21 protein-coding genes and 1 riboswitch are annotated in these 25624 nt (G+C 61.9%); of the genes, 7 read left to right on the plus strand and 14 right to left on the minus strand.

Annotated elements, in window-relative coordinates:
* Positions 1 to 33: 33 nt before the first annotated feature.
* A complete protein-coding gene (gene thiC / locus AC1RME_RS11530; protein ID WP_096819845.1) occupies positions 34 to 1923 on the minus strand; it encodes a phosphomethylpyrimidine synthase ThiC in 1890 nt (629 codons plus the stop codon).
* A 146-nt stretch (positions 1924 to 2069) separates the two neighbouring features.
* Positions 2070 to 2175: riboswitch (TPP riboswitch) on the minus strand.
* A gap of 219 nt (positions 2176 to 2394) precedes the next feature.
* Between thiC and AC1RME_RS11535 the strand changes: the two genes are divergently transcribed.
* Complete coding sequence (locus tag AC1RME_RS11535; protein ID WP_096819846.1) at positions 2395 to 3828, plus strand: TolC family outer membrane protein; 1434 nt, start codon at positions 2395 to 2397, stop codon at positions 3826 to 3828.
* A 31-nt stretch (positions 3829 to 3859) separates the two neighbouring features.
* Here the strand turns inward: AC1RME_RS11535 and waaA are convergent, their stop codons facing one another.
* Entirely contained in the window at positions 3860 to 5140 is a 1281-nt protein-coding gene (waaA, locus tag AC1RME_RS11540) for a lipid IV(A) 3-deoxy-D-manno-octulosonic acid transferase (protein WP_096819847.1), read from the minus strand.
* 11 nt (positions 5141 to 5151) lie between these two features.
* Positions 5152 to 6054 (minus strand): LysR family transcriptional regulator, encoded by a 903-nt coding sequence (locus AC1RME_RS11545; protein ID WP_096819848.1) that lies wholly within the window; start codon positions 6052 to 6054, stop codon positions 5152 to 5154.
* A 102-nt stretch (positions 6055 to 6156) separates the two neighbouring features.
* Here AC1RME_RS11545 and AC1RME_RS11550 point away from each other — a divergent pair, with 102 nt between their 5' ends.
* From AC1RME_RS11550 to AC1RME_RS11565, 4 genes are all read left to right on the plus strand, one after another.
* Positions 6157 to 6489 (plus strand): DMT family transporter, encoded by a 333-nt coding sequence (locus tag AC1RME_RS11550; RefSeq protein ID WP_096819849.1) that lies wholly within the window; start codon positions 6157 to 6159, stop codon positions 6487 to 6489.
* A gap of 135 nt (positions 6490 to 6624) precedes the next feature.
* Positions 6625 to 7800, plus strand: coding sequence for an NAD(P)/FAD-dependent oxidoreductase (locus tag AC1RME_RS11555; RefSeq protein ID WP_096819850.1), 1176 nt, complete (start codon positions 6625 to 6627; stop codon positions 7798 to 7800).
* Positions 7797 to 8609, plus strand: a complete 813-nt coding sequence (locus AC1RME_RS11560; protein WP_096819851.1) for an aldo/keto reductase — start codon at positions 7797 to 7799, stop codon at positions 8607 to 8609. Before AC1RME_RS11555 ends, AC1RME_RS11560 begins: the two co-directional genes overlap by 4 nt.
* 31 nt (positions 8610 to 8640) lie before the next feature.
* Positions 8641 to 9609, plus strand: a complete 969-nt coding sequence (locus AC1RME_RS11565) for a metal ABC transporter ATPase (protein WP_096819852.1) — start codon at positions 8641 to 8643, stop codon at positions 9607 to 9609.
* A 66-nt stretch (positions 9610 to 9675) separates the two neighbouring features.
* Here AC1RME_RS11565 and hldE read toward each other — a convergent pair whose 3' ends face one another.
* The 4 genes from hldE to msbA all read right to left on the minus strand — a co-directional run bounded on the left by hldE (position 9676) and on the right by msbA (position 14478).
* Positions 9676 to 11100, minus strand: a complete 1425-nt coding sequence (gene hldE, locus AC1RME_RS11570) for a bifunctional D-glycero-beta-D-manno-heptose-7-phosphate kinase/D-glycero-beta-D-manno-heptose 1-phosphate adenylyltransferase HldE (protein WP_096819853.1) — start codon at positions 11098 to 11100, stop codon at positions 9676 to 9678.
* Positions 11101 to 11202: 102 nt separating this feature from the next.
* A complete protein-coding gene (cysC, locus tag AC1RME_RS11575) occupies positions 11203 to 11814 on the minus strand; it encodes an adenylyl-sulfate kinase (RefSeq protein WP_096819854.1) in 612 nt (203 codons plus the stop codon).
* A complete protein-coding gene (locus AC1RME_RS11580) occupies positions 11807 to 12511 on the minus strand; it encodes a sulfotransferase family 2 domain-containing protein (RefSeq protein WP_096819855.1) in 705 nt (234 codons plus the stop codon). Before AC1RME_RS11580 ends, cysC begins: the two co-directional genes overlap by 8 nt.
* Before the next feature lie 164 nt (positions 12512 to 12675).
* The gene (gene msbA / locus AC1RME_RS11585) at positions 12676 to 14478 is read right to left on the minus strand and encodes a lipid A export permease/ATP-binding protein MsbA (RefSeq protein WP_096819856.1); all 1803 of its coding nucleotides are present in this window, start codon (positions 14476 to 14478) and stop codon (positions 12676 to 12678) included.
* 154 nt (positions 14479 to 14632) lie between these two features.
* Between msbA and AC1RME_RS11590 the strand changes: the two genes are divergently transcribed.
* Together AC1RME_RS11590 and AC1RME_RS11595 are read left to right on the plus strand one after the other, a co-directional pair.
* Positions 14633 to 16498, plus strand: a complete 1866-nt coding sequence (locus AC1RME_RS11590; protein WP_096819857.1) for a bifunctional O-antigen ligase/aminoglycoside phosphotransferase family protein — start codon at positions 14633 to 14635, stop codon at positions 16496 to 16498.
* 2 nt (positions 16499 to 16500) lie between these two features.
* On the plus strand, positions 16501 to 17721 hold the full coding sequence (locus tag AC1RME_RS11595; protein ID WP_096819858.1) for an acyltransferase family protein: 1221 nt from the start codon (positions 16501 to 16503) through the stop codon (positions 17719 to 17721).
* A 4-nt stretch (positions 17722 to 17725) separates the two neighbouring features.
* Here AC1RME_RS11595 and AC1RME_RS11600 read toward each other — a convergent pair whose 3' ends face one another.
* The 7 genes from AC1RME_RS11600 to AC1RME_RS11630 are packed head-to-tail and all read right to left on the minus strand — an operon-like array spanning position 17726 to position 25624.
* On the minus strand, positions 17726 to 18349 hold the full coding sequence (locus tag AC1RME_RS11600; RefSeq protein ID WP_096819859.1) for a CatB-related O-acetyltransferase: 624 nt from the start codon (positions 18347 to 18349) through the stop codon (positions 17726 to 17728).
* Positions 18350 to 18352: 3 nt separating this feature from the next.
* Positions 18353 to 19237 carry a glycosyltransferase gene (locus AC1RME_RS11605; protein WP_096819955.1) on the minus strand — a complete coding sequence of 295 codons (885 nt, stop codon included), beginning with the start codon at positions 19235 to 19237 and terminating at the stop codon, positions 18353 to 18355.
* Between the two features lie 14 nt (positions 19238 to 19251).
* Positions 19252 to 20406, minus strand: a complete 1155-nt coding sequence (locus tag AC1RME_RS11610; RefSeq protein ID WP_096819860.1) for a glycosyltransferase family 4 protein — start codon at positions 20404 to 20406, stop codon at positions 19252 to 19254.
* Positions 20403 to 21848: a PIG-L family deacetylase gene (locus tag AC1RME_RS11615; protein WP_096819861.1), complete on the minus strand. Its 1446-nt coding sequence runs from the start codon at positions 21846 to 21848 to the stop codon at positions 20403 to 20405. The genes AC1RME_RS11610 and AC1RME_RS11615 overlap by 4 nt, the downstream gene beginning before the upstream one ends.
* 8 nt (positions 21849 to 21856) lie before the next feature.
* Complete coding sequence (locus tag AC1RME_RS11620) at positions 21857 to 22753, minus strand: antimicrobial resistance protein Mig-14 (RefSeq protein WP_096819862.1); 897 nt, start codon at positions 22751 to 22753, stop codon at positions 21857 to 21859.
* A complete protein-coding gene (locus tag AC1RME_RS11625; RefSeq protein WP_096819863.1) occupies positions 22753 to 23883 on the minus strand; it encodes a glycosyltransferase in 1131 nt (376 codons plus the stop codon). Before AC1RME_RS11625 ends, AC1RME_RS11620 begins: the two co-directional genes overlap by 1 nt.
* Positions 23867 to 25624, minus strand: coding sequence for a carbamoyltransferase family protein (locus AC1RME_RS11630; RefSeq protein WP_007952261.1), 1758 nt, complete (start codon positions 25622 to 25624; stop codon positions 23867 to 23869). The genes AC1RME_RS11625 and AC1RME_RS11630 overlap by 17 nt, the downstream gene beginning before the upstream one ends.

Consider the following 25624-nt stretch of genomic DNA (forward strand, 5'->3'; position numbering starts at 1 on the left):
CGGCGGCGCGAACGCCGCCCGACTCAGGTCAGATCAAACCTTCTTGTACAGCTGACTGCCTTCCTTCTTGAACCGCTCGGCCTGTTCCGCCAGGCCCTGGGCGACGTCCACGTCGACCGCGTCGATCCGCTGGTTGGCCGCGTATTCGCGGACTTCCTGAGTGATCTTCATCGAGCAGAATTTCGGCCCGCACATCGAACAGAAATGCGCGACCTTCGCCGAGTCCTTCGGCAGGGTTTCATCGTGATACGAACGGGCGGTGTCCGGGTCCAGACCAAGGTTGAACTGGTCTTCCCAACGGAATTCGAACCGCGCCTTGCTCAAGGCGTTGTCGCGGATCTGCGCGCCCGGATGCCCCTTGGCCAAGTCCGCGGCGTGAGCGGCGATCTTGTAGGTGATGATCCCGGTCTTCACGTCATCCTTGTTCGGCAGGCCGAGGTGTTCCTTCGGCGTCACGTAGCAGAGCATCGCGCAACCGAACCAGCCGATCATCGCCGCACCGATACCGGAGGTGATGTGGTCGTAGCCCGGCGCAATGTCGGTGGTCAGCGGGCCGAGGGTGTAGAACGGCGCCTCGTCGCAGCACTCCAGCTGCTTGTCCATGTTCTCCTTGATCAGCTGCATCGGCACGTGGCCCGGGCCTTCGATCATGCATTGCACGTCGTGCTTCCAGGCGATCTTGGTCAGCTCGCCGAGGGTCTCCAGTTCGCCGAATTGCGCTTCGTCGTTGGCGTCGGCAATCGAGCCCGGACGCAGGCCGTCGCCCAGCGAGAAGCTGACGTCGTAGGCCTTCATGATTTCGCAGATTTCGTCGAAGTGGGTGTAGAGGAAGTTCTCTTTGTGGTGCGCCAGGCACCACTTGGCCATGATCGAACCGCCACGGGAAACGATGCCGGTCACGCGCTTGGCGGTCAGCGGCACGTAGCGCAACAGTACGCCGGCGTGGATGGTGAAGTAGTCGACGCCCTGCTCCGCCTGCTCGATCAGCGTGTCGCGGAACAGCTCCCAAGTCAGGTCTTCGGCGACGCCGTTAACCTTTTCCAGCGCCTGATAAATCGGCACGGTGCCGATCGGCACCGGCGAGTTGCGGATGATCCACTCGCGGGTTTCGTGAATGTGTTTGCCGGTGGACAAGTCCATGACGGTGTCCGAACCCCAGCGAATGCCCCAGGTCAGTTTCGCCACTTCTTCTTCGATGGACGAACCCAGTGCGCTGTTGCCGATATTGCCGTTGATCTTCACCAGGAAGTTGCGGCCGATGATCATCGGTTCCAGTTCGACGTGGTTGATGTTGGCCGGGATGATCGCGCGGCCACGGGCGATTTCTTCGCGCACGAACTCAGGGGTGATTTCTTTCGGGATGCTCGCGCCGAAGCTGTGGCCAGCGTGCTGCTGCTTCAACAGGCCGGCGGCGCGAGCCTCTTGCAGCTTCATGTTTTCGCGGATGGCGACGTATTCCATCTCGGCGGTGATGATGCCTTGGCGGGCGTAGTGCATCTGGCTGACGTTGGCCCCGGCCTTGGCCCGGCGCGGGTTGTTGACGTGGGCGAAACGCAGTTTGGTCAGTTCGGCGTCGGCAAGGCGTTGCTGGCCGAAGTTCGAGCTCAGGCCCGGCAGGCGTTCGGTGTCGCCACGGTCGTCGATCCACGCCGAACGCACATCGCCCAGGCCTTTGCGCACATCGATCACCACGTTCGGATCGGTGTACGGGCCGGAGGTGTCGTAGACGGTAACGGGCGCGTTGATTTCGCCGCCGAAGTCGGTCGGGGTCACATCGAGGGTGATTTCGCGCATCGGCACGCGGATGTCCGGGCGGGAGCCCTGAACGTAGACTTTTTGCGAACGGGTGAACGGTTGAACCGACTGTTCATCGACCTTGGCCGAGTCACTCAGGTTGATCGCGTTTTTAGATTTTGTAGTCATCACGGGCTCTCCAGACAGCATCCAGGCAGTGGATTGTCGGAGCAGAACCTGAAAGGCACGGACGCACCAGGACTGGTGCTGTGCATCGTCGTCGAGCGTTCGATTGTCGAACAATTTCCCGGACGAAGCACAAGAGGACTCGCCGGGTGACGAGAAATCTTGTTCCCTACGCAGGCGCTAACCTGATCAGGTTCAACGGGATCCGAAATTATTCGATCTCAGCCTCATAGCAAGGCACCCCGACAAGAACCCGGCCAGTCTAGACACAACCGGCAAAGAACGCCAACACCGTGGCAAACACCATGATGAATGGCGCAATTGCGGCGGCCGACAGGATTGTGAGCGCCTCAATGCACAACTACACTCGCCTTGCCCTGCCGCGCCTTGGCGCCAGGCCTTGACGATGCAGTGCCCGCGCCCTACCTTTGGCGCCCGGATTATTTCCATAATATTCATGCTAGGGATCGCCTCATGCTGCGCAAACTCTCACTGGCTGTTGCCGTGTCTTGTGCGTCCAACGCAATGGTCTGGGCAGCAGAAGCGCCCTTGTCGACCAAGACCGATCTGGTCAGCGTCTATCAGGAAGCGGTCGACAACAACGCCGATCTGGCCGCCGCCCGCGCCCAGTACGGTGCCCAGAAAGAAGTCGTGCCTCAGGCCCGCGCGGGCTTGCTGCCGAACCTGTCCGGCGGCGCCGAAACCGCCAACGTGCGTACCTCGATCGACCAGCCTTCGGCCACCGCCAACCGCAGCGCGCATTCCTATCAGGCGACGCTGGCACAGCCGCTGTTCCGCGCCGATCGCTGGTTCCAGTACCAGGCCGCCAAGGACGTCAACGAGCAAGCCGCGCTGCAACTCTCGGCCACCGAGCAGAACCTGATCCTGCAATCGGCCGAAAGCTATTTCAACGTGCTGCGCAGCCAGGACAACCTGGCCTCGACCAAAGCCGAAGAAGCCGCGTTCAAGCGCCAGCTCGACCAGTCCAACGAGCGCTTCGACGTGGGCCTGTCGGACAAGACCGACGTGCTGCAATCGCAAGCCAGTTACGACACCGCCCGCGCCAACCGGATCGTCGCCCAGCGTCAGGTCGATGATGCATTCGAAGCGCTGATCACCCTGACCAACCGCCAGTACAACTCGATCCAGGGCATCGTCCACACCCTGCCGATCCTGCCTCCGGCGCCGAACGACGCCAAGGCCTGGGTCGACACCGCCGCGAAACAGAACCTCAACCTGCTGGCCAGCAACTATGCGGTGAGCTCCGCCGAACAGACCCTGAAGCAGCGCAAGGCTGGCCACCTGCCGACCTTGGACGCCGTGGCCAAGTACGAAAAAGGCGACAACGACGCCCTCGGGTTCGCCAACCCGAATGCCTTCGGTACGCCGTACAGTGGCAACGTCGAGCAGAGCACCGTGGGCCTGCAACTGAACATCCCGATCTACAGCGGCGGACTGACCAGCTCCCAGGTGCGCCAGTCTTACGCGCAACTGGATCAGAGCGAGCAGCAGCGCGAAAGCCTGCGCCGGCAGATCGTGGAAAACACCCGCAACCTGCATCGCGCGGTGAACACCGACGTCGAGCAGGTGCAGGCGCGCCGCCAGTCGATCATCTCCAACCAGAGCGCGGTGGAAGCCACGGAAATCGGTTATCAGGTGGGGACGCGCAACATCGTCGACGTGCTCGACGCCCAGCGCCAGCTCTACACCTCGGTGCGCAACTACAACAACACCCGTTACGACTACATCCTCGACAACCTGCGCCTGAAGCAGGCCGCGGGCACCTTGAACCCGGGCGACTTGCAGGACCTTACACGTTATCTGAAGGCCGACTACAACCCGGACAAGGATTTCCTGCCGCCGGATCTGGCCAAGGCTGCGGAAGCACAGCTCAAGGCCCGGCCTTAAACAAAAAACGCAGCCCTGAGGCTGCGTTTTTTTATGGGCGGTCGATCAACCGTCCCAGGCCATCGAGCAATCGCTGCAACGCGCCTTGATTGCGGCGCATCACGCTCAATCCGGCTTCGGCCATGCGCTGCGCATCGCGCGGCAACTCGAACAGCCGCTGCACTTCGGTCGCCAGACCTTCGGCGTCATCCACTTCGGCCAACGCCCCGGCGCTGCGCAGTTGCGCGGCGATGTCGAGGAAGTTGAAGAGATGCGGGCCGCTGATCACCGGTTTCGCCAGCGCTGCCGGTTCCAGCAGGTTGTGTCCGCCGTTGGGCACCAGGCTGCCACCGACAAACGCGCTGTCGGCCAGGGCGTAGAGAAACAGCAACTCGCCCATGGTGTCGCCGAGCAGCACCGACGTTGTGGCGTCGACGTTTACGCCGGTCGAGCGACGCACCGTGGCGAAACCTTCGCGCTGGCACAGTTCGAACACCGAGTTGAAACGCTCCGGATGGCGCGGCACCAGAATCAGCAACGCATCGGGATGGTTGGCCAGTAAACGGCGATGGGCGTTCAACACCACCTCGTCTTCGCCTTCATGGGTGCTGGCGGCGATCCACACCGGACGCTCCTGCGCCTGCCATTGGCCGCGCAGTTCAGCGGCGCGTTGCAACAGCTGCGGGTCGATGGTCAGGTCGAACTTGATCGAGCCGGTGACTTCGACTGTCTCAGGGCGTGCGCCCAAATCACGGAAACGCTGGGCTTCCGCTTCGGTCTGCACGGCGAACAGGCTCATTTCGGCGAGCATCGGCGCGGTCAGTTTGCTGAACCGGCCATAGCCTTTGGCCGAACGCTCGGACAAGCGTCCGTTGGCCAACGCCACCGGGATCCCGCGTTTGGCGCATTGGTGAATGTGGTTGGGCCAGAGTTCAGTTTCCATGATCACCGCCAGCTTCGGCTGCACACGATCGAGAAAACGCGCCGCCGCGCAGGGCAAATCGTAAGGCAGGTAGCAGTGCTGGATGCGCGGTTCGTCGGCGAACATCGCATGGATGCGCTCCGACCCGGTCGGCGTCATGCAGGTCACGGTGATCGGCAGCTGTGGATAACGTTGCAGCAGCGCGCGGATCATCGGCGCGGCCGCGATGCTTTCGCCCACCGACACTGCGTGGACCCAGATGCCGCCAGGTTGCAGCGTCGGCATCCCATAGGAGAAACGTTCGCCAATCCGTTTGGCATACGCCGGCGCCTTGCGCGAACGCAGCCATAGCCGAATCGCCACCAATGGCAGCCCCAGGTAAAACAGCGCGGTGTAGAGAGTTCTATTCATGGCGGCGGAGTTTATCGACTTTTGCCGCCGATCGCCCGCAGGTGTATGGCAAATCGCTCCGCCAGCCAGCGCGCCGCCGGCCCCAGCGGTTCGTCACGACGCCAGACCAGTTCCACGACCAGAGCCGGCGGCGTCCATTCGCTGTCGAGTTCCACCATCAGCCCTTGATACGCCGAATACTGCACCACGTGGCGCGGCAGCCAGGCCCAGCCGAGGTCGCGCACCAGCCATTCGGCCATCACGTAGAAACTGTCGGCGCGCCACACCTGCGGGCTGGCCGGTTCGCTGCCGGGGTAAACGCTGGTCTGGGTCGACATCAACAGTTGCCGATGCTGCGCCAGTTGCTGGCAATTAACCCGGGATTGCGCCGCCAGCGGGTGATTGACGCCACACACCGTGACCATCTCCACGCTGCCCAGCACCCGGCGCTCCAGTGCCTCGGGAATTTCATCGTGATAGAACAACAGCCCGAGATCGGCCCGGCGCTCCACCAGTTTGCGCGAAACCTCGCCCTGGGCCGCGCTGGTCAGTTGCACCTCCAGACTCGGAAACTGCTCGGCCAGTGCGCCGAAGCTCTCCACCAGTGCCTGATACGGCATCGCCTCATCCTGGGCGACCCGCAATTGCGCCTCCTGACCGCGCAACATGGCCATGGCCCGGCCGTTCAGGCGCTCGCACTGACGCAGGACTTCCCGCGCCTCTTCGAGCAAGGCTTCACCCGCTTCGGTAAGACTCGGCTGGCGACCGCTGCTACGCTCGAACAGACTGACACCGAGGTCGTCCTCCAGCATCGCGATCGCGCTACTGATTGCCGACTGCGCCTTGCGCTGCTGGCGCGCCACGGCGGAGAACGAACGCTGTTCGGCGACCGCGACGAACACGCGTAACTGATCCAGATTCCACTGCATGCTCATCGGCCAACCCATCTCGTAAACAGATAGGTAATGACTTTACCCCATCTGGGGAGTCACTAGAATGCCGCCTCAGAAAGCAACGCTTCACACGAGGATTTGAACATGAACGCTTACGTCTACCTGGCCATCGCCATTTGCGCCGAAGTGATCGCGACCGTTTCGATGAAAGCCGTCAAAGGTTTCAGCACGCCTTTGCCACTGGTGCTGGTCATCGTCGGCTACGGCATCGCGTTCTGGATGCTGACGCTGGTAGTGCGCAGCGTGCCGGTGGGCGTGGCCTACGCGGTGTGGGCCGGCATGGGCATCGTGATGGTCAGCATCGCGGCGCTGTTCATCTACGGGCAGAAGCTGGATATCCCGGCGATGCTCGGGATGGGCTTGATCGTGCTCGGCGTGGTGGTGATCCAGCTGTTCTCGAAAACCGCCGGCCACTGATAAGCCGATCCAGATCCCTGTGGGAGCCAGTGTGCTCCCACAGTGGCGGGTGCCTTCCCTCTGTTGATCAGCAACAAATCCCCTTTTCCCCGAGTCTGTATACTGCGCCCTCGTCTTGAACACTGAGGTCGTTGCATGCCATCTCCAATTTCCACCGACGTGCTGATTGTCGGCGCGGGTGTCGCCGGTCTCTGGCTGAACGCGCGCCTGCGCCGCCAGGGTTTTTCGACCGTGCTGGTGGAAAGCGCCAGCCTCGGCGGCGGGCAGAGCGTGAAGTCCCAGGGCATCATCCACGGCGGCGCCAAGTACGCGCTGCACGGTGCGCTGACCGGCGCCTCGGAAGCCATCGCCGACATGCCGCGCCGCTGGCGTGAAGCCCTGGCCGGCGACGGCGAACTGGACCTGAGCGGCGTGCGCCTGCTGTCCGAAGCCCATTACCTGTGGTCGCCGGGCACCCTGGCCGGCAACCTCACCAGTTTCTTCGCCAGTAAAGCGGTGCGTGGCCGGGTCGATCAGGTCAAGGGCGACCAATTACCGCCGGCCCTGCAGGACAAGCGCTTCAAGGGCAAGGTTTACCGCCTCGCCGAGCTGGTGGTCGATGTGCCGAGCGTGATCCAGCGCCTGGCCGACCTGGCGGGCGACGGTCTGCTCGCCGGCCAGAACATCGAACCGTTGCTGGAAAGCGGCGTGTTGGTTGGCTTGAAAGTTGATGGCCGAGAGATTCGTGCCCAGCGCATTGTCATCAGTGCCGGTGCCGGCACCGCAGCGCTGCTGGAAACCCTCGGCCTGACTCATCCGGCCATGCAACGCCGGCCGTTGCACATGATCATCGCCAAGGGCCCCGGCCTGAAGCCGCTGTACGCTCACTGCCTCGGAGGCGGCACCAAGCCGCGCATCACCGTCACGACCCATCCGGCAGCGAATGGTCAGTGGGTCTGGTACATGGGTGGCGACATTGCCGAAAGTGAAGGCGTTGCCCGCGAGCCGGCCGAGCAGATCGCCACTGCGCAAAAGGAAATTGCACAGTTGTTGCCGTGGATCGATCTCAGCACCACGCAGTGGGCGACCCTGCGCGTCGACCGCGCCGAACCGCTGCAAACCGGCTTGACCCGCCCGGACAACGCCTTCCTTGCGGAAGAAGGTCGTCTGCTGGTGGGCTGGCCAACCAAACTCGCACTCGCGCCGGACTTCGCCGACCGGGTGATCGCGTCCCTCGAGCGCGACGGCATCCAGCCGAGCCACGCTGCTCCGCTGCCCGAGCTGCCGAAACCACCGATGGGCGTTCCGGCCTGGGAGCAACTGCTGCCATGAGCCTGCCGACCCTGCACGATTTGCACCGCCCGTTGGGCAGCACCGGCCTGAAGGTTTCGCCACTGGGCCTGGGCACCGTCAAACTCGGTCGCGACCAAGGGGTGAAATACCCCAACGGCTTTCAGATCCCCGACGACGACGCTGCGCGGATGCTGCTCAAGCAGGCGCGGGAGCTGGGCATCAACCTGATCGACACCGCACCGGCCTATGGCCGCAGCGAAGAGCGCCTCGGCCCGCTGTTGCGCGGCGAGCGCGAGGATTGGGTGATCGTCAGCAAGGTCGGCGAAGAATTTGTCGATGGCCAGTCGACCCACGACTTCAGCGCCGCTCACACGCGAATGTCGGTGGAGCGCAGCCTGCAACGTCTGGAAACCGATTTTATCGACCTGGTGCTGGTGCACTCCGATGGCAACGATCTTGCGATTCTCAATGACAGCGAAGTCTACGCGACCCTCGCGGCACTGAAGGCCGAGGGCAAGATTCGCGGCTTCGGCTTTTCCGGCAAAACCGTCGACGGCGGCCTGAAAGCACTGGAGCAAGGCGATTGCGCGATGGTCACCTACAATCTGAACGAGCAAAACGAGAAGGCAGTCATTGACTATGCTGCTGCCCACGGCAAAGCCATTCTGGTGAAGAAGGCGCTGGCCAGCGGTCACGTGTGCCTGAGTCCCGGCGTGGACCCGGTGCGCGCCAGCTTCGAGTTGCTGTTCGCCCAGCCCGGTGTGGCCAGCGCCATTGTCGGGACGATCAATCCGCTGCACCTCGCCCATAACGTTGCGACCGTTGCTCAGGTCCTTCGTGGTCAATGACGCCGCCCCGCGGCCTTAAGCAGGAGCCGACATGCCGCGTACGCTCATCAGAAAGAACCCGAGCAACTTCAAGACGCTGCCGCTGTTCGTCGAAGCGACGCCCGAAGGCCTGACCTACCAGAGCGTCGGCATGCCGCTGAATTTCGCCCAGACCCTGCAACGACGCAAACCGGTCAGCGTGGCGGATGCCGAACGCTTTGCGCTGGAGCTGGCCAACCTCGGCGTCTCGGTGCGCCTGACCCTGCACTGGCAGAATCGTGATTACTGGGTGCTGGTGCGCCAGCGGCGGCAGGATCGCGGCGATGTCGTGCTCAAGCTGATTTCCGGCTACGTGCCGGCGCATGAACTGAACATTCCGCTGCACACGGCGATCCAGGAGATCGCCGAGGAATGCCTGCTGGAAACCCCGGAAGGCTGGCTCGGCGGGCGTTTCAACGACACCTGGCTGCCAGCGCCGTACGCATCGGCGCTGCATTACCGCGAGGCCCTGCCCTTTCGCCTGACGCCGCTGTCCGGTTCGGCCCGACCGGTGCGCTGCGCCAACCTGCAATTGCTCGAACGGCCACAGGCCTACGTGCACTTGCCGACCGCGTCCCTGCAATTGATCTACGACCTGCGGCTGGACGTGCCCAAGGAAGCCAAGAGCCTGAGCCTGTTCCATGTCGATGAACGGCTGGAAGGCGATCAACTGGTCGCCCGGCTCGACCGCAAACGCCCCGATCTGTACTTGATGCCGTTGCAGGACGGCGAACCGCTCCCTGAGTTGTATACGCTGAAGAAAGGTCAGCTGTACCCGGCGGGAACCCGCGGTCTGTATCTGGCGGAAAGCTTCGCCCGACAGGACGGCTGGCTGGTGCGCGAGGAGCGGATTCGCTGGAAGGACTGGCTGCGGCAGCAAGGTTTGACGCCGCCGCCCAAGGACACGGGGCTGGCGCGATTGCGCGGCAAGGCGAAACAACTGCTGAAGAAGATCGTGCCGCGCAAGAAAGTGAACTCCTGAACGGCAAAAGACCGCGCCTGCGAGTGACTCCAGAGAGTCGTCGCAGGCGCGGTCTTTATGCTTGCATCACTCGGACTTGCGGATTTTTTCCACAATCGCCGTGGTCGAGCTGTTTTCCACCAGCCCCAGCACTTTAACGGTGCCACCGTAGGCCTTGACGATGTCGGCGCCGACAACCTGGTCGATGCCATAGTCGCCGCCCTTCACCAACACGTCCGGCTTGACCTCGCGCAGCAGGTTTTCCGGGGTGCCTTCGGCGAAGCTGATCACCCAGTCCACCGCACCGAGACCGGCGAGAACCGCCATGCGCCGATCGACGCTGTTGATCGGCCGGCCCGGGCCTTTCAGGCGGCTGACCGAAGCGTCATCGTTGATCGCGACGATCAGACGATCGCCCTGGGCCCGCGCCTGCTCGAGGTAGGTCACGTGGCCGGCATGGAGGATGTCGAAACAGCCGTTGGTGAACACGATCCGCTCGTTGTGCGCCCGGGCATCGGCAACCGCCAGCAGCAGTTGTTCCAGACCCAGCACACCCCGCTCGGAGCCTTCCTCGCGCTGAATCGCGCGGCGCAGTTCCGGAGCGCTGATCGCCGCCGTACCCAGCTTGCCGACCACGATGCCGGCCGCCAGGTTGGCCAGCGCCACCGCGTGCGGCAGTTCTTCGCCAGCGGCAATCGCGGCCGCCAGGGTGGAAATCACCGTGTCGCCGGCACCGGTCACGTCGAACACTTCACGGGCCCGGGCCGGCAGGTGCAGCGCCGGATGATCCGGACGCAGCAGGGTCATGCCGTGCTCGCCGCGGGTCACCAGCAGTGCGCCGAGCTCGAGGTCGTGCATCAGCGTTGCGCCCTTGCTCACCAGTTCGTGCTCATCGGCGCAACCGCCGACGATAGCTTCGAACTCGCTGAGATTCGGGGTGATCAGGCTCGCGCCACGGTAGATCGAGAAATCCTTGCCCTTCGGGTCGGCCAGCACCGGAATGCCTTTGGCACGGGCGGCCTGGATCAACGCCTGATGGTTTTTCAGGGCGCCTTTGCCGTAGTCGGACAACACCAGCACCTTGATGCCTTCCAGCAGGTCGTCGACCTGGGAAGCAAGGGCCAGGGCGTCAGTGGCGAACGGTTCTTCGAAGTCGATACGCAGCAGTTGCTGGTGCCGGCTCATGACCCGCAGCTTGACGATGGTCGGCTGGTGCGCAATGCGCTGGAACAAGGCGCGCACGCCCGCACCCTTGAGGCTGTTGCTCAGGCTGTCGGCGGCTTCGTCATCGCCGGTCACACCGACCAGCGAGGCCGGCGCACCCAGCGCGGCAATGTTCAAGGCAACGTTGGCGGCACCGCCCGGGCGGTCTTCGATTTGCTCGACCTTTACAACCGGAACCGGCGCCTCAGGGGAAATCCGTGAGGTACCACCATGCCAGTAACGGTCGAGCATGACATCGCCGACCACCAAGACAGGGGCTTGATCGAATCGCGGCATGGACAACTTCATGGAGCAACCCACATACAAAATGAACAGGGGCGCGATATTAACACAGGGTTGGCGAAGGCTTGTGCGGTGGCTGCAACAGGATGAAACGACAGGCTTTTTTGCTCATTTTTTGCACAGAAACGCGGCCAGTCGATGGCAGGCATCGGCCAGTTCCACCTCATCGGTATCGATCCGGCACTCGGCCGCCAGCGGCGCCTCGTACGGGCTGTCGATCCCGGTGAAGTCCTTGATCCGCCCTTCCCGCGCCGCCCGGTACAACCCCTTCGGGTCGCGTCGGGCGCAGACCTCCAGCGAGGTGCTGACATGCACTTCAATGAAATCGCCTTCGGCAAACAGCCGGCGCGCCGTATCCCGCTCGGCACGAAACGGTGAAATGGCGGCCACGATCACGATCAACCCGGCGTCCACCATCAACCGTGCCACTTCGGCGGTGCGCCGGATGTTCTCGCGCCGACAGGCCTCGGTCATCCCCAGATCGCGACAAAGACCGCCGCGCAGGTTGTCGCCATCGAGCAGGAACGTATGCAGACCGAACTGATGCAGATGCAGCTCCAGTGCATTGGCCAGCGTCGATTTGCCGGCCCCGGACAACCCGGTCAGCCACAGGCAGCGCGGTTGCTGCGACTTCTGCTCGGCGCGAGCCTGGGCGGGCAGTGCCAGGGCATAGGGGCGGATGGCCGGTGGCAACAGGGAAACGGACAGTGCTTCATTCATAGCCGAGCATCTCGTAGTCACGTTCATAGACCCGCCGAACCAGGCGTCGGGTGCGCTGCGTGCAGAAATCACGCGCCGGCAGCGGACGCCGCTGCCGGGAAACGTTGACGTGCTGCAATTGACTCGTCAGCCCCAGGTGCTCACACACCAGGCGGAAGTCCCGCTCCAGATGCTCCTGATAGCCAACGAAATCCAGCGCCAGGCGGCCCAGCGAATCGGTGAGAAAGTCGGTTTGCGCGGCAAAGTGCAATTGTCGCGCAATGGTGTCGGCATGTAGCCAGCGTGCAACAAAATCGTCGAAGTCGCGGTAATGCCTGACCATTTGCTGCGCTGCGTGATCACGCTCGCTCAGTTCGTTGCCCCGCAGGAACGCGTAGGCCGAATAGGCACGCTCCAGCGGATCACGCACGAAAGCGAACTTGTATGCAGCCGCAAACTGCGCGGGAAACTGTTCTTCATACCAGTACAACGGCAGATGGCCGGGCCGCCAGCCGTCGAACATCGCCGCGCACACGCTGCTGCCGGCGCATTTGGGCACATGAATGAACAGACAGGAATGCTGCTCGAAGGCTTTGGGAAAGCGCAGGTTGGCCGACATCGACTTGTTCACCACTTGCCGGTCGACCACCGACAGGCGCCCAAGCAGGAAGGTTCGCTGCGACTTGGGCAACAATTTCCACAGATAGCGTTGCAGCATGAGAGTACCCGCGCGACGGGGATAGCCCCTTCGTTGGAAGTCAGAGTTCAGTCAGGAACCTTAACAAGCGCGATGCCGGGTTTTATGCAGGTTTGGTCAAGAAGGGTAAAGATTCGGATACAAATGGCCGGGCGCATTGCGCGCCCGACCTTCACAAGGCTGGATCAGGCGATGTCTTCGGCCGGCGCATCGAGGCCCATGGCGTTCAGACGCGCGTAGTAGCCGTTCTGCGCCAGCAGGTCGCCGTGAGTCCCGCGCTCGACGATCCGGCCCTGATCCATGACCAGAATCAGATCGGCCTTCTCGATAGTCGACAGACGGTGAGCGATCACCAGCGTGGTGCGGCCTTTCATCACCTGGTCCAGAGCCGCCTGAATGTGCCGCTCGGATTCGGTGTCGAGAGCCGAGGTGGCCTCGTCGAGGATCAGCAGCGGCGCGTTCTTGAGCAAGGCACGGGCAATCGCCAGGCGCTGGCGCTGACCGCCGGAAAGCAGCACGCCGTTCTCGCCGACCTGGGTGTCCAGGCCTTCCGGCAGTTGCGCGATGAAATCCATCGCGTACGCATCACGCGCCGCTTTCTCGATGTCTTCACGCGGTGCCCCGGCCAGGTCGCCGTAGGCAATGTTGTTGGCCACGGTGTCGCTGAACAGCGTGACGTGCTGGGTCACCTGGGCAATGTGGCGGCGCAGGTTGAGCAACTTGTACTGCTCGACTTCCACGCCATCGATCAGGATTTCACCCTTGTCGTGGTGATAGAAGCGCGGGATCAGGTTAGCCAGCGTCGACTTGCCGCTGCCGGAACGCCCCACCAGCGCCACCATCTGCCCCGGCTCGACCGAGAAGCTGATGTTGTCGAGTACCTGACGTTCGGTCCCCGGGTAGGTGAAACTCAAGTTACGCACATCGAGACGACCGCTGACCGCATCGCGCTCGATCGTGCCGGTATCGACTTCCGGCTCGACGTCCAGTTGCTCGAAAATGCTTTCTGCACCGGCAACGCCCTTCTGGATGGTCGAGCTGACTTCGGACAACTGGCGAATCGGCTTTGGCAGCAGGCCGGCCAGGGTGATGTAGGCCACCATGTCACCCGCCGAAGCGTCACCGCGCAGGAACAGCACCAGGAACATCAACACCGCCATGGCGCTGTAAATCACCAGCTGCAGCATCGGCGTGTAGATCGCGCCGGTGCGGGTCATGCGCAGTTGTTTGTCGGTATTGCTCTGACTGGCGTTGAGGAAGCGTTTTTCTTCGTAGGTTTCGCCGCCGAAGCTGCGCACCACGCGATAACCCTGGATGGTTTCCGAGGCCACGTGTGTCACGTCGCCCATGGCCGCCTGGATCTTCTTGCTCTGCTTGCGGAATTTCTTGCTCGCGGTACGCACCATCACGGCGATCAGCGGCAGGATCGCGACCATCACCAGCGTCAGCTTCCAGTTCATGAACAGCAGGGAGGCGAACAGGAAGATCACCGTCATGCCTTCACGGATTACGACCTTGATCGCATCTGTTGCCGCCCCCGTGACCATGGTCACGTTGAAGGTGATACGCGAAATCAGATGGCCGGAGTTATGCTTGTCGAAATACCGGTTCGGCAGCACCAGCAGGTTGTTGAACAGCTGCACCCGCAGATCGTGCACCAGGCCCAGGGAGACCTTGGCCAGGAAGTAGTTGCCCAGATAGGATCCCAGGCCCTGCCACGCAGCGATCAGGATGATCAGCAGCGGTACGGCCTGCAACAGTTGCAGGTCGCGCAGGTACGGCACGGTGGGAAACAGCACTGCCTCGGGATTGGACAGACCGTCGACGAAATACTTGAGAATGTAACCGAGCATCGGCTGGGTCGATGCGAAAATCAGAAAACCGACGATGCTGATCAGGAACAGACTGATATACGGCCGGACGTAGCCGAGCAGGCGGAAGTAGATTTTCAAGCTCGAAGGGCTTGCGGCGAGACTGGAGTCGGTCATATCACGCGAGAGTCGATAAAAAGGACGCTGACTTTAGCACAGCTTCTTCAGGGTTCTGGCAATCGGGCAAAGGCTGTTATTGTTAGGCATCTTTTTCAGCATCAAATAGCCATCAATGAAATGGCCGATCAACTTCAGGATTGAATCTCACAGCATGCAACTTCGCGGCTTCAGCAGTACGTCCAATCGAATCTTCGATTTCATCAGCCTGTGGATACTTCCCGTCGGCTACTTCCTGCTCTTGTGCGCGCTGTTCTTCCTGCCGGGTCGCAGCCTGCATCACAAACTGTTTTATGGTCTATTCAGCATTCCTGCACTGATCGCCCTGTGCCTGCGCCCGCGGGAGTTGAAAGAGCTGCTGGGCGAACCGGTGATTCTTGCGGTGCTTGCGTTCATCGCCTGGGCGTTGCTCAGTCTGTGCTGGGGTCCGCCCGATGGCGAATCGTTCGGCGGCATGCTCAAACCCCCGCTGCATACCTTGCTGCTGTTCGTCGGTTGCTACCTGGTGGTGCGCTACCGCAGTGACATTATTTCGCCGATGCTGTTCGTCGCGGCCGTGGTTGCCTTGATCGCCACGATCTGTTTCCTGATCCCCTTTATCCATCATTACCAGCCAGGTGCGCGTCTGGTCGGCGGCGGGGCGTTCGACAACCCGCTGCTCAGCTCCCATCTGTTCGGTTTTTTCTGCGCCTACTGGCTCAGCGTCAGCATGTCCTGCAAACACGGCCGCCTGCTCTGGCTCAGCCTGCCGGCGATGCTGATCATGTTCGCGGCGGTGATCTCGACCGGTTCAAGAACGCCGCTGGTCGCCTTGACCATGGCGGCCTTGTGGCTGGCCTTCATCTGCTGGAACCGGCGTTCGCTGGTGATGCTGGGGTCGCTGGCGGCCGTCGGCATCGCCGTGGTCGCCCTGTTCTCGAAGATGATCACCGAGCGCGGCGACTCCTACCGTTTCGAAATCTGGCAGATTGCCCTGCAAAAAATTGCCGATCACCCCTGGATCGGTCATGGCTACAACGCCGATCTGGCGATTGACCCGGGCGTTGGCTACAGCTTTCAGGAACCGCACAGCTTTGTCCTCGGCGTGCTTTATTACGTCGGCATCCTGGGCCTGCTGCCGTGGCTGTTCTTCCAGGGCTGGAGCTTGCTGAGCAGTTGGCGTCAACGCGTACAACCCTTGCTGATCATCGCTTCCACCTGGCTGGTGTTCGGCATCGGCGCCGGGCTGACAGAAGGTGGCGGCATCATTTCGCGCCCCAAGGAACATTGGTTCCTGCTGTGGATTCCGCTGGCGCTGATTGCTGCGATCAGCATCAATCAGCGGGCCCGACGCCTGCTGGCAATACCGGTGCAGAAACTGTCGGTCTCCGGCCTGCAACAACGCTGCGCCGATGCTCAGGTGATCGAAGAGGACGGCCTGGGTCCAAAGGTCTTGCGCCTGACCGATGGCAGCTTCCTCAAGCTGTTCCGCCGCCGCCGCTGGTACACCTCCGGCAACTTCAACCCGTACTCCGAACGCTTCGCCATCAATAGCGAACAGTTGCGCCGGATGGGCATCCCGACCCCGCAGGTGCTGAATCTGTATCGCCTGGACGATGGCAGCAGCGCGGTGCACTACGCTCCGTTGCCGGGTCACACCTTGCGTCAGGTGCTGCAGGGCATCCCCGCACCAGCGGTGCGACAGGCGCTGGTCGAGCGTTTCGGCAAGTTCATGGCCCGGCTTCATGAGCAGGGTGTCTATTTCCGCTCACTGCATCTGGGTAACGTGCTGGTGCTGGAGGACGGTGAGTTCGGGCTGATCGATCTGGCCGACCTGCGCATCTATCCATCACCCTTGAGCCTTTCATTGCGCCAGCGCAATTTGCGCCACATGCAACGCTACACGGAAGACAAGCGCTGGCTGTTCGAGGATCACTTCGATGCCCTGCTCCAGGGGTATTCGGTGACGGCCTCCAAGGCTGCCGTCGACAATCTGCACCGGCAAGTGCAACAGGGAGGTCGCCCGGCTCGGGCCCACTGATCATGACGGATACAAACCCAGTCTTTGCCGCGATAGCGTATCTGCTCGCTATCGCGACGTCGGTAATGTTCCTGCGTCTGATACCCAAAGCCGCCCAGCACCTGCGTCATAGCGGCGAAAGCCGCTATAACAGCATTGACGGCTTGCGCGGCTATCTGGCTTTTGGCGTGTTCATTCATCACGCAATCATTACCTGGTTCTACCTGCGCACTGGCGTCATCGACTTTCCGCCCAGCAATCTCTACTCCCAATTGGGCCAGGCCAGTGTCGCGCTGTTTTTCATGATCACCGGTTTCCTGTTCTGGAGCCGCCTGCTCAAACAGGGTCGCGACCATGACTGGCAGGCATTTGCGGTTTCACGCGTGTTTCGGCTTTATCCGCTTTACCTGCCGCTGATGCTGATCGTGTTTGTCACCGTCTTCCACCTGCAAGGCTGGGAGCTGAAAGACTCCGGCACGCAGCTGGCCGGGCAAATACTGGCCTGGCTGACGTTCGACCGACCCGACATCAATCAGTACCCCCATAGCGGCATGTTGATTTCCAACGTGACCTGGACGCTGGCCTATGAGGTGTTTTTCTACCTGGCGCTACCACTTCTGGGGCTGATATTCATCTACCGCAAGCACTGGCTGCAGGTGGTCCTGTGCCTGATCGGGATCTATGCCCTTTATCAGGTGGTCGGCTGGGAGCATTCGCTGAAAAAGCACTTTCTGGCGAGTTTCCTGGGGGGGATCGCCGCGGCTTACTGGGTGAGACGTCCCCATCTGGTGGCATGGAGCCAGACACGGTTCGCCACCTTCATTGCCCTGCTGGCCCTTGTTCTCGTGATGACGCAATACAAACGCGCCTTCAGCCTGATGCCGCTGCTGTTGCTGGGCGTGTTTTTCGTCATCGTGGCATCGGGCAACGCGCTATTTGGCGCCTTGCGCCTGCGTAGCGTCCGCTGGCTGGGAGAGATCAGCTACAGCACCTATCTGCTGCACGGCTATGTGCTCTGGATGATGGTGCAGCAACTGCCACACCTGGTTCCCTTCAATCCACAGAACCCGAGCCTCTATCTGCTGTTGATGGCCGTGTGCAGTTGTCTGCTGATCGTGATCGCCAGCCTGACATTTCTGTACGTCGAAAAACCGGGCATCGAAGCAGGCAGGAAGTTTCTGCAATGGTTACGTCAGAAGCAGGCGCCGAAAAAACTGGCCGACAAAGCCGTTCAGGACCACTGAGCGGCTACACCGGCTGACGTTGACGGGCATAACTCAGGAAAGCCTCGATGTCATCGCTGCAGAGCTTGTCGACCAGCCCGCGCAGCTCGGCTTCCGGCCAATCCCACCAGGCACTCTGCAACAACTGCTGACGCTGCTCCTCGGGAAACCGCCAGCGCAGGAACTTCGCCGGATTGCCGCCCATGACCGCATAGGGTTCAACATCCCGCGTGACCAGTGCACCGGCAGCGATGATCGCGCCACTGCCGATGGTGACACCCGACAGGATTGTGCAGTTGGAGCACAGCCAGACATCGTTGCCGATTATCACGTCCCCGTGAGTACCGCTGTAATCGCAGATGCCAGCGGCCTCCGGCAGCATCGCCGGAAAGGGAAACGTGGTCACCCAGTCCGCCCGGTGATGCCCGCCAAGAAAGATCTGCACACCTACGGCAATCGAACAGTAGGCACCGATCTTCAGCGTCGAGCCTTCCTTCCAGTCATGAACGATCGGCAGACCATAACTGCCCCGGCCAAAGCTGTAGTCAGGGTAAGCCCGGGCGAACCGCGCCGCGCCGCGTTCGATCTTCGGCAGCTTGCGAATCGCCCGTTTGGCGCGCTGCTCACGCCAGCGCTGAAGCCAGCCCATGGCTCAGTCCTTTTCCAGCGGTGAAAACAGCAACCGGCCCAGACCGCGCCAGGTTTTCTTGTTCCAGGCCTTGAGCGGAATCTGTGCCAGCAGCTCCCGCGCCAGTTTGCGGTCACGGTTGGCGGTTTTCAGGAACATCGAATTGAGCGACTTGTAGCGCACCTCGTCGTACAGCGGGTGATCGCTGAACAGCGCGTAAGTGCGCAGGATGTTTTCGATCATGAAACGATGGTTCTTGTACGAGTTCGTGGCGTGTTTGCGATAGCGCGCCATCACCACGTTCAGGCCGTCGATGAAATACCCGGCGCGGGTGACTTTCAGCTCGATGTACAGATCCTCGAGACGAATCGTCGGATCGAACCCACCCACCTTGTCCAGCGCCTCGCGGCGGATCATCAGGGTCGGGGCCGGCGGATACGGCTTGCGCTCCAGGAACATGTCATCGAAATCCAGGCGACGGAACGGCACGTCCCGGCGCTGGCGCTTTTCCGGGTAGAGGTTGCCGTCGGCGTCCATCAACTCGATGTTGCCGGCGCAGATACCCACTTCCGGCTTGCCGTCCATGTACGCGACCTGGGTGGCGATACGGTCCGGGTACATGATGTCGTCGGAGCCGAACGGTACGATCAGGCTGCCCCTGGCCCGCGCAATCGCGCCGTTCAGCGTATTGGTCAGGCCCTGGTTCTGCTGCACACGGAAGTCGAATCCGTGCTTTTCCTGCAAGGCTTTGATGCGCTCCACGCTGTCATCCTTCGAGCCGTCGTCGACCACCAGCAGCTCAATGTTCTTGTAGCTCTGGTTGATGACGCTGAGGATGCTTTCCTCGATGTACGGTCCGTGGTTGTAGGACGCGATGATCACGGTGACGATGGGTTGTGCATCGCTCAGGGCGGTGACCTCACTCATGGCTGTTCCTTGCGGGCCTGCGCCAGGCCGGAGTCGATCAGGGTCAGGTATTCCTGACGGAAGACCTCGATGTCGTGTTGTTCCTGCAAATAGCGATAGGCCTGCTCGCCCTTGGCCTTGAGCTCGTCATCCGACAGCCCGAGGTAAGTATCCAGCGCCGTCACCAGGCTCGTCACGTCCTTGGGGGTGATCGACAGGCCACCGGCACCTTCGATCAGCGGCAACATGGCCGGCACGTTCGACGCGATCACCGGCAGATGCCCGCTCATGCCTTCCAGCAAGGCCAGGCCCAGGCCTTCGGCCAGCGACGGCATGGTCCAGATATCGAACGCACGTACGTATTGCAGGGCGTTTTCCTTGAAGCCCAGCAGGTGCGCGCGACCGCTCAGGCCCAACTGTTCGATCTCGGCCGCCAGCGGCGCTTGCAGGCGCCCGGCACCGATGATTGCCAGTTGGGTGTTCGGGTATTTGTCTTTCAGTTGGGCGAAAGCCTGCAACAGGTAAGTGTGGCCCTTGACCGACACCAGCCGGCCCAGCGCACCGATCAGCCGCACCTTCGGGTCGATACCGAGCAGCTCACGGGCCCGCTCGCGGCTGTGCTGCAAACCTTCGGCCTGCTCGATGTCGATGGCGTTGGTGATCGCGTACGTATTCTGATCGGTGAAACCGCAATCGCAGTCCAGCAGGTACTGCTTGACCGCCGGCGACACACCGACAAAGCGCCAGTGGCGATCGATCAGACGCTGGGTCTGACGACGGCGATAGAAGCGGTCGTACTCGCCAAAACCGTGGGAAATGCCGATGCACAACGGCACTTTCAACCAGCGGTTGAGCGTCAGCATCATGTTCACCGGTTTGAACCGGTTGCAGATCACCACATCAAACTTTTCCCGACGGCAGAACTTGTACAGCTGCCACATCGCCCGCAGGCGCATGCCTTTGAGGGACTTGTCGGAAAACTCGAAATACACCGAACGGTCGGCCCGGCTGACGGCTTCACCCGGCCCGGGCTTGCCGCGCAGGAATGCTGCCGTCACCTCATAACGATCCGTCGGCAAAGCCTTGACGATCTGTTCGGCGAGGTCGGCGAAATCATGGGATTTGACGTTGTAGTCGGGCTGCAGCTGCAGAACCTTTGCGCGTTGACTCATGACTCTCCCCGTTGCGAACCCGTCGCGCCTGTTTCGCTCTGCTTCAGCACCCAGAACAACTCCTGGCGCCTGACCGCTTTGCGGAAAAATTCGTTCTCGCCGTATACCGACGGAGTTCGGCCGGCCAGCATTCGCTGAAACAGCCGGCGCAGTCGCCGCTTGAACGGCGCCGGCGGCTGCAGGTCATGCATCATGCCCAGCGCCATGGCCTTGTCACGTTGCAGCTCGATCGGCAGCGGCAGGCACACCGGTTGCATCGCCACGTTTGCATCGAACGTCGGCGGCAAGGCGATGCCCTGCCCGCTGTCGCCCATCGGCCAGCGATCGTTGTCGTGCAGGTGGTTGGCGTAACCGAGCAGGGTCGGTTGGTAATCGAGACCGCGCAAGGCTTCCAGTACGGCCTCCTGGGCGCAGATATGGTCGGGATGCGGATCCAGCGTCGGATGTGGCAACACGATCACATCCGGACGCGCACGAGACAGGACGTCACGCAGGTCGGCCAGCAGATTGCTCCAGGTCGGCGCGCCGTCGGCATCGCCGGGCAAGGCAAACGGATTCAACTGACGAAAAATTCGCGTGTCGCTCAGATCAGCTTCCCGCGAGCCAATCGGTTGATTCGGCGCAGCCTGCATCGCCGCCAGTTGCAGGCAGAAGTAACCGAGCTGCACGCAATGTTCCTGCGGCACACCGGCCCAACGCGGCACGGCGAGGCTGTCCCAGGCCCGCAAGCGGCCCTTGAGCCGCGATGCCTCGACCTTGTTCAGGCCCATCTGCTGATAGTGTTCGGCTTCGATCTCGCCAGCGGTCAGGGTAACGATCCAGGCCTCATCGGCCTGACTGTACAAACCGTAAGCGGCCAACTCGGCATCGTCGGCGTGCGGCGCGATCACCATCACCCGCTGACGGCGGTAATCCGGTTGTTCCAGCGCCCACAACACCGGTTCGCCGGTCACCCGGCAGAAACGTCCGCGCAGGCGCAACAGGCCTTGCGACAAGGTCTGCGCCTGACCGCTGAGGTTCAGATAACGCAGGCCGTTGACGCCACGTTCGAAAGTCTGAGCATCCGGATTCGTTCCGCCCGCAAGCTCCACGCGTGGATCGAAGAAACGTCCCAGCCAGGTGCTTTTCACCCGCACGGCGAGGATCAGCGTGGCGTCGTCCACCAGCATCACGCCCTCGTCGAGGCGCAACTGCTCACCGCTCAAATGCACTTTCGGCTGCGGTGTGAACGGCGGAAAGCTGTATTGGTAGTCGTCTTTCGGCGAGTAGAACAAGTGATCGGCGAACCACGCTTCGTGAGCGATCCAGCCAACCACCGCCAGCACCAGCGGCAACCACCAGGCCACCAGCACACCGAGGGCGATCAACACGATCAGCGCGATCAACAGGCCGATGCGTTTATTGCGCCGGTGACGCTTGAGCAGTTGCTGTTTGCGGCTCATGGGCTGACTCATACGGTGAAGACCGGCACAGGATTGCACCAGCGATCCTTGTATTCACGGTCGGCACGACCGAAGGAAAAGCGTAGCGGCTTGTTCAGCGCCCGGGCGTGCTCCCACGCCGATTGCGTATTGAGGAAGCTCAAGACACTGCCGGGGCTGAATTCACGGGTTTCGGGGTCGACGCCGCCGTTGATGTACTCGACGCTGATCCACTCCGGCGCTTCGACGCGATATACCAGTTGAATGGCGATCGGCGCATCGTTGAGGAAGATCACCGAACCGATCAACAGCTCGCGCAACAACTCGATGACCTCGGCCATGCGTGCCGCGCCAGTGGCCGGGAATCCCCAGCGACGCTGGAACAGGTCGCAATAAATGGCTGCCAGTTCCGCACTCGTGAACTCGCTGACCGGCCGTACGACACCGCCCGCCTCTTCAAGCAGGCGCAACTCACGACGCTGGTTGTAGCGAAACTTCTTCGACAGTTCTTCCGGGGTGCGGGCCATGGCCAGTTGTTCGGTCTGCAACTTGAGACCGCTGAAGCGGTTTTCGTTGAGCGCCGACAGGTATCGCCCGCGATGGCGCAGCGGGGCCTGGGCATCGACGGCGGCCGGCAGGATCAGTTCGGCGTTGCCGAGGTCGAACAGGCCTTTCTTGCCGTTGCGCTTGAGCACGTCCTTGGACAAGGCCAGATCGCGGCCCCAGGTCGGGATCGCCGCTTTGACTTCGCCCTGCTGCTCCCAGGCCAGATAGCGCACCGGGATGCCGGCCAGATCCGCCAGACGCTCGACGACCAGCGGATGAGTCGCGACGCTGCCGCCAAAACGCTGCCAGGCCTGTGCATAAGTTGAGGCGTCAACGGGCGACCAGCCACGTTCGCGCCAGCCTTGAAATCGGTTGAGCATCAGCCCCTCGGTGCCAGATCGGTAACTTGCGGCAAATGCCAGAAGGTGTCGCGTACGGCGCGGTCGGAGAAGCGCTCGCGCAGGCGATCGAACATCATCTCGGCGCATTGACGGCGTTGCTGCTCGTCCATGCCGGCCAGATGTTTCAGGCCCTGGGCCAGATGTTCGGCATCACCCAGCGGGAACAGAATGCCCACGCCTTCGACCACTTCCTTCGCCCCGCCGCACGCAGTCGCCAACAACGGCACGCCAGCGGCCATGGCCTCCAGCAGCACCATGCCGAACGGTTCGTGGTCGGAACTCAGGGCAAACACATCGAATGCACGGAAATAATTGCGCGCGTCCGGCACCTGACCGAGAAACAGCACGCGATCACCGACGCCCAGTTCGCGGGCCAGCGCCTTCAGATCATCCTCAAGACGCCCCTTGCCGAGAATCACCAGTTGGCTGTTGGCCGGCAGACCGGGCAGCGCCGCGGCAAAACCGTGCAGCAGCGTGGCCTGATCCTTGTCCGGGTGCAGGCGACCGACGTTGCCGACAATGAACGCATCCGCTGAAAGACCGAGGGTTTCGCGGGCTTCACGGGCGGACACCTGACTCATCTGCAACGCCGAGACATCGATGCGGTTGTAGAGGGTCTGGATTCGCGTCGCCGGCCATTTCGGCAGGCAGCGGCGCATGTCGTCGCGCACCGCGTCGGACACGCCGAGCAGGCTCAGGCGCTTGCGGAAAATGTGCGCGAACAGCTTGCGCGTGCCGCGTTTGTAATCGCCAAACGCGTGGTGCACGCCAATCACCGGCAGCGAAGTGCCGAGCAAGGCGATGTAGATCGGCTTGAAGCGATGGGCGATGCAGAAACTGAAATTGCGTGAAGCGGCGATCTTGCGCAGATCGCCGATGGCGCCCAGCTTCAGGCCACGAATGGCCTTGGAGCTGTATTCCATGAACAACACTTCGTCGGAGGCGCAGGCCGCGGCCACCTCGCTATCGGCCGCCCCGGTCAGAAAGACCGTGGTGACCCGATAACCGGTGCCCGCGAACAGGCTGGCGTACTGCCGCGCGCAGTCCAGGAACGGCCCGTCATAGCCGTGGCAGAACTGCAGCACATGGCGTTCAGCCGAGCGTGTCATAAGCGTTTGCGCCTTCTTTGACCACCAGGATGTCTTCCATGATCAGGTACTGCAGATCGGAGCCGAAGAACATGTTCAGGGCGTCGGTCGGCGAGCAGATCATCGGTTCACCACGGCGGTTGAGCGAGGTGTTCAGGGACACGCCGTTGCCGGTCAGCACTTCCAGCGCCTTCATCATGTCGTAGTAGCGCGGGTTGTATTCGCGCTTGAGCACCTGGGCCCGGGAAGTACCGTCTTCGTGGACGACTTCCGGCACGCGGGTCTTCCACTCTTCCGCCACTTCGAAGGTGAAGGTCATGAACGGCGCCGGGTGATCGATCTTGATCATCTGCGGAGCAACGGTGTCGAGCATCGACGGGCAGAAAGGCCTCCAGCGCTCGCGGAACTTGATCTGGTGGTTGATGCGGTCAGCCACGCCAGCGACGCTCGGGCAACCGATGATCGAACGACCACCCAGCGCACGCGGACCGAACTCCATGCGGCCCTGGAACCAGGCCACCGGGTTGCCATCGACCATGATTTTGGCGATCTGCTCCGGCATGTTGTCGAGCTTGCGCCAGGTCGGCTTGTTCTCGTGACGGGCGCACGCGGCGATCACGTCTTCGTTGCTGTACGACGGGCCGAGGTAGACGTGTTCCATCTTCTCGACCGGTACGCCACGGGCGTTGGACACATAGGCCGCTGCGCCGACTGCGGTGCCGGCGTCGCCGGATGCAGGCTGCACGAACAGTTCCTTGACGTCGTCGCGGGCGATGATTTTCTGGTTGAGCTTGACGTTCAACGCACAGCCACCGGCGTAAGCCAGTTTGCCGGTTTCCTTGAGCACGTCGCCCAGGTAGTAGTCGATCATCTGCAGCGCAATTTTTTCGAACAGCGCTTGAATGCTGGCGGCGTAGTGGATGTACGGCTCGTCGGCGATGTCGCCTTCACGCTTCGGACCCAGCCACTCGATCAGCTTCGGCGAGAAGTAGTAACCCTTGCCCTTCTCTTTATAGCGACGCAGGCCGATCACGTTGGCGTAGTCGGTGTTGATCACCAGCTCGCCGTTCTCGAACGAGGCCAGACGCGAGAAATCGTATTTGCTGGCGTCGCCGTACGGCGCCATGCCCATGACCTTGAACTCACCGTCCAGCATGTCGAAACCGAGGAACTCGGTGATCGCACCGTACAGGCCGCCCAGGGAGTCCGGATCGAAGAATTCCTTGATCTTGTGGATCTTGCCGTTTTCGCCATAACCGAAGAAGGTCGTGGCGTACTCGCCCTTGCCGTCGATGCCGAGGATCGCGGTTTTCTCTTTGAAACCCGAGCAGTGGTAGGCACTGGAAGCGTGGGCCAGGTGGTGTTCAACCGGCTCGATCTTGATTTTCTTCGGATCGAAGCCCAGTTGCTCCAGGCACCAGACGATCTTGTTGCGATAGCGCTTGTAGCGGCGGTTACCCATCAGGATCGCGTCGAGTGCACGGTCCGGGGCGTACCAGTAACGCTTGGCGTACTGCCAGCGGGCCTTGCCGAAAATGCTGATCGGGGCGAACGGAATCGCTACCACGTCAACGTCGGACGGCTTGATGCCAGCCTGCTCCAGGCAGAACTTCGCCGATTCGTAGGGCATGCGGTTCTTTGCATGTTTATCGCGTACGAAGCGCTCTTCCTCAGCCGCCGCGACCAGCTTGCCGTCGATGTACAAGGCTGCTGAAGGATCATGGCTAAGGGCGCCGGACAGGCCAAGAATCGTCAATGCCAC

Source organism: Pseudomonas sp. GW822-FHT03F08, from assembly GCF_058801265.1.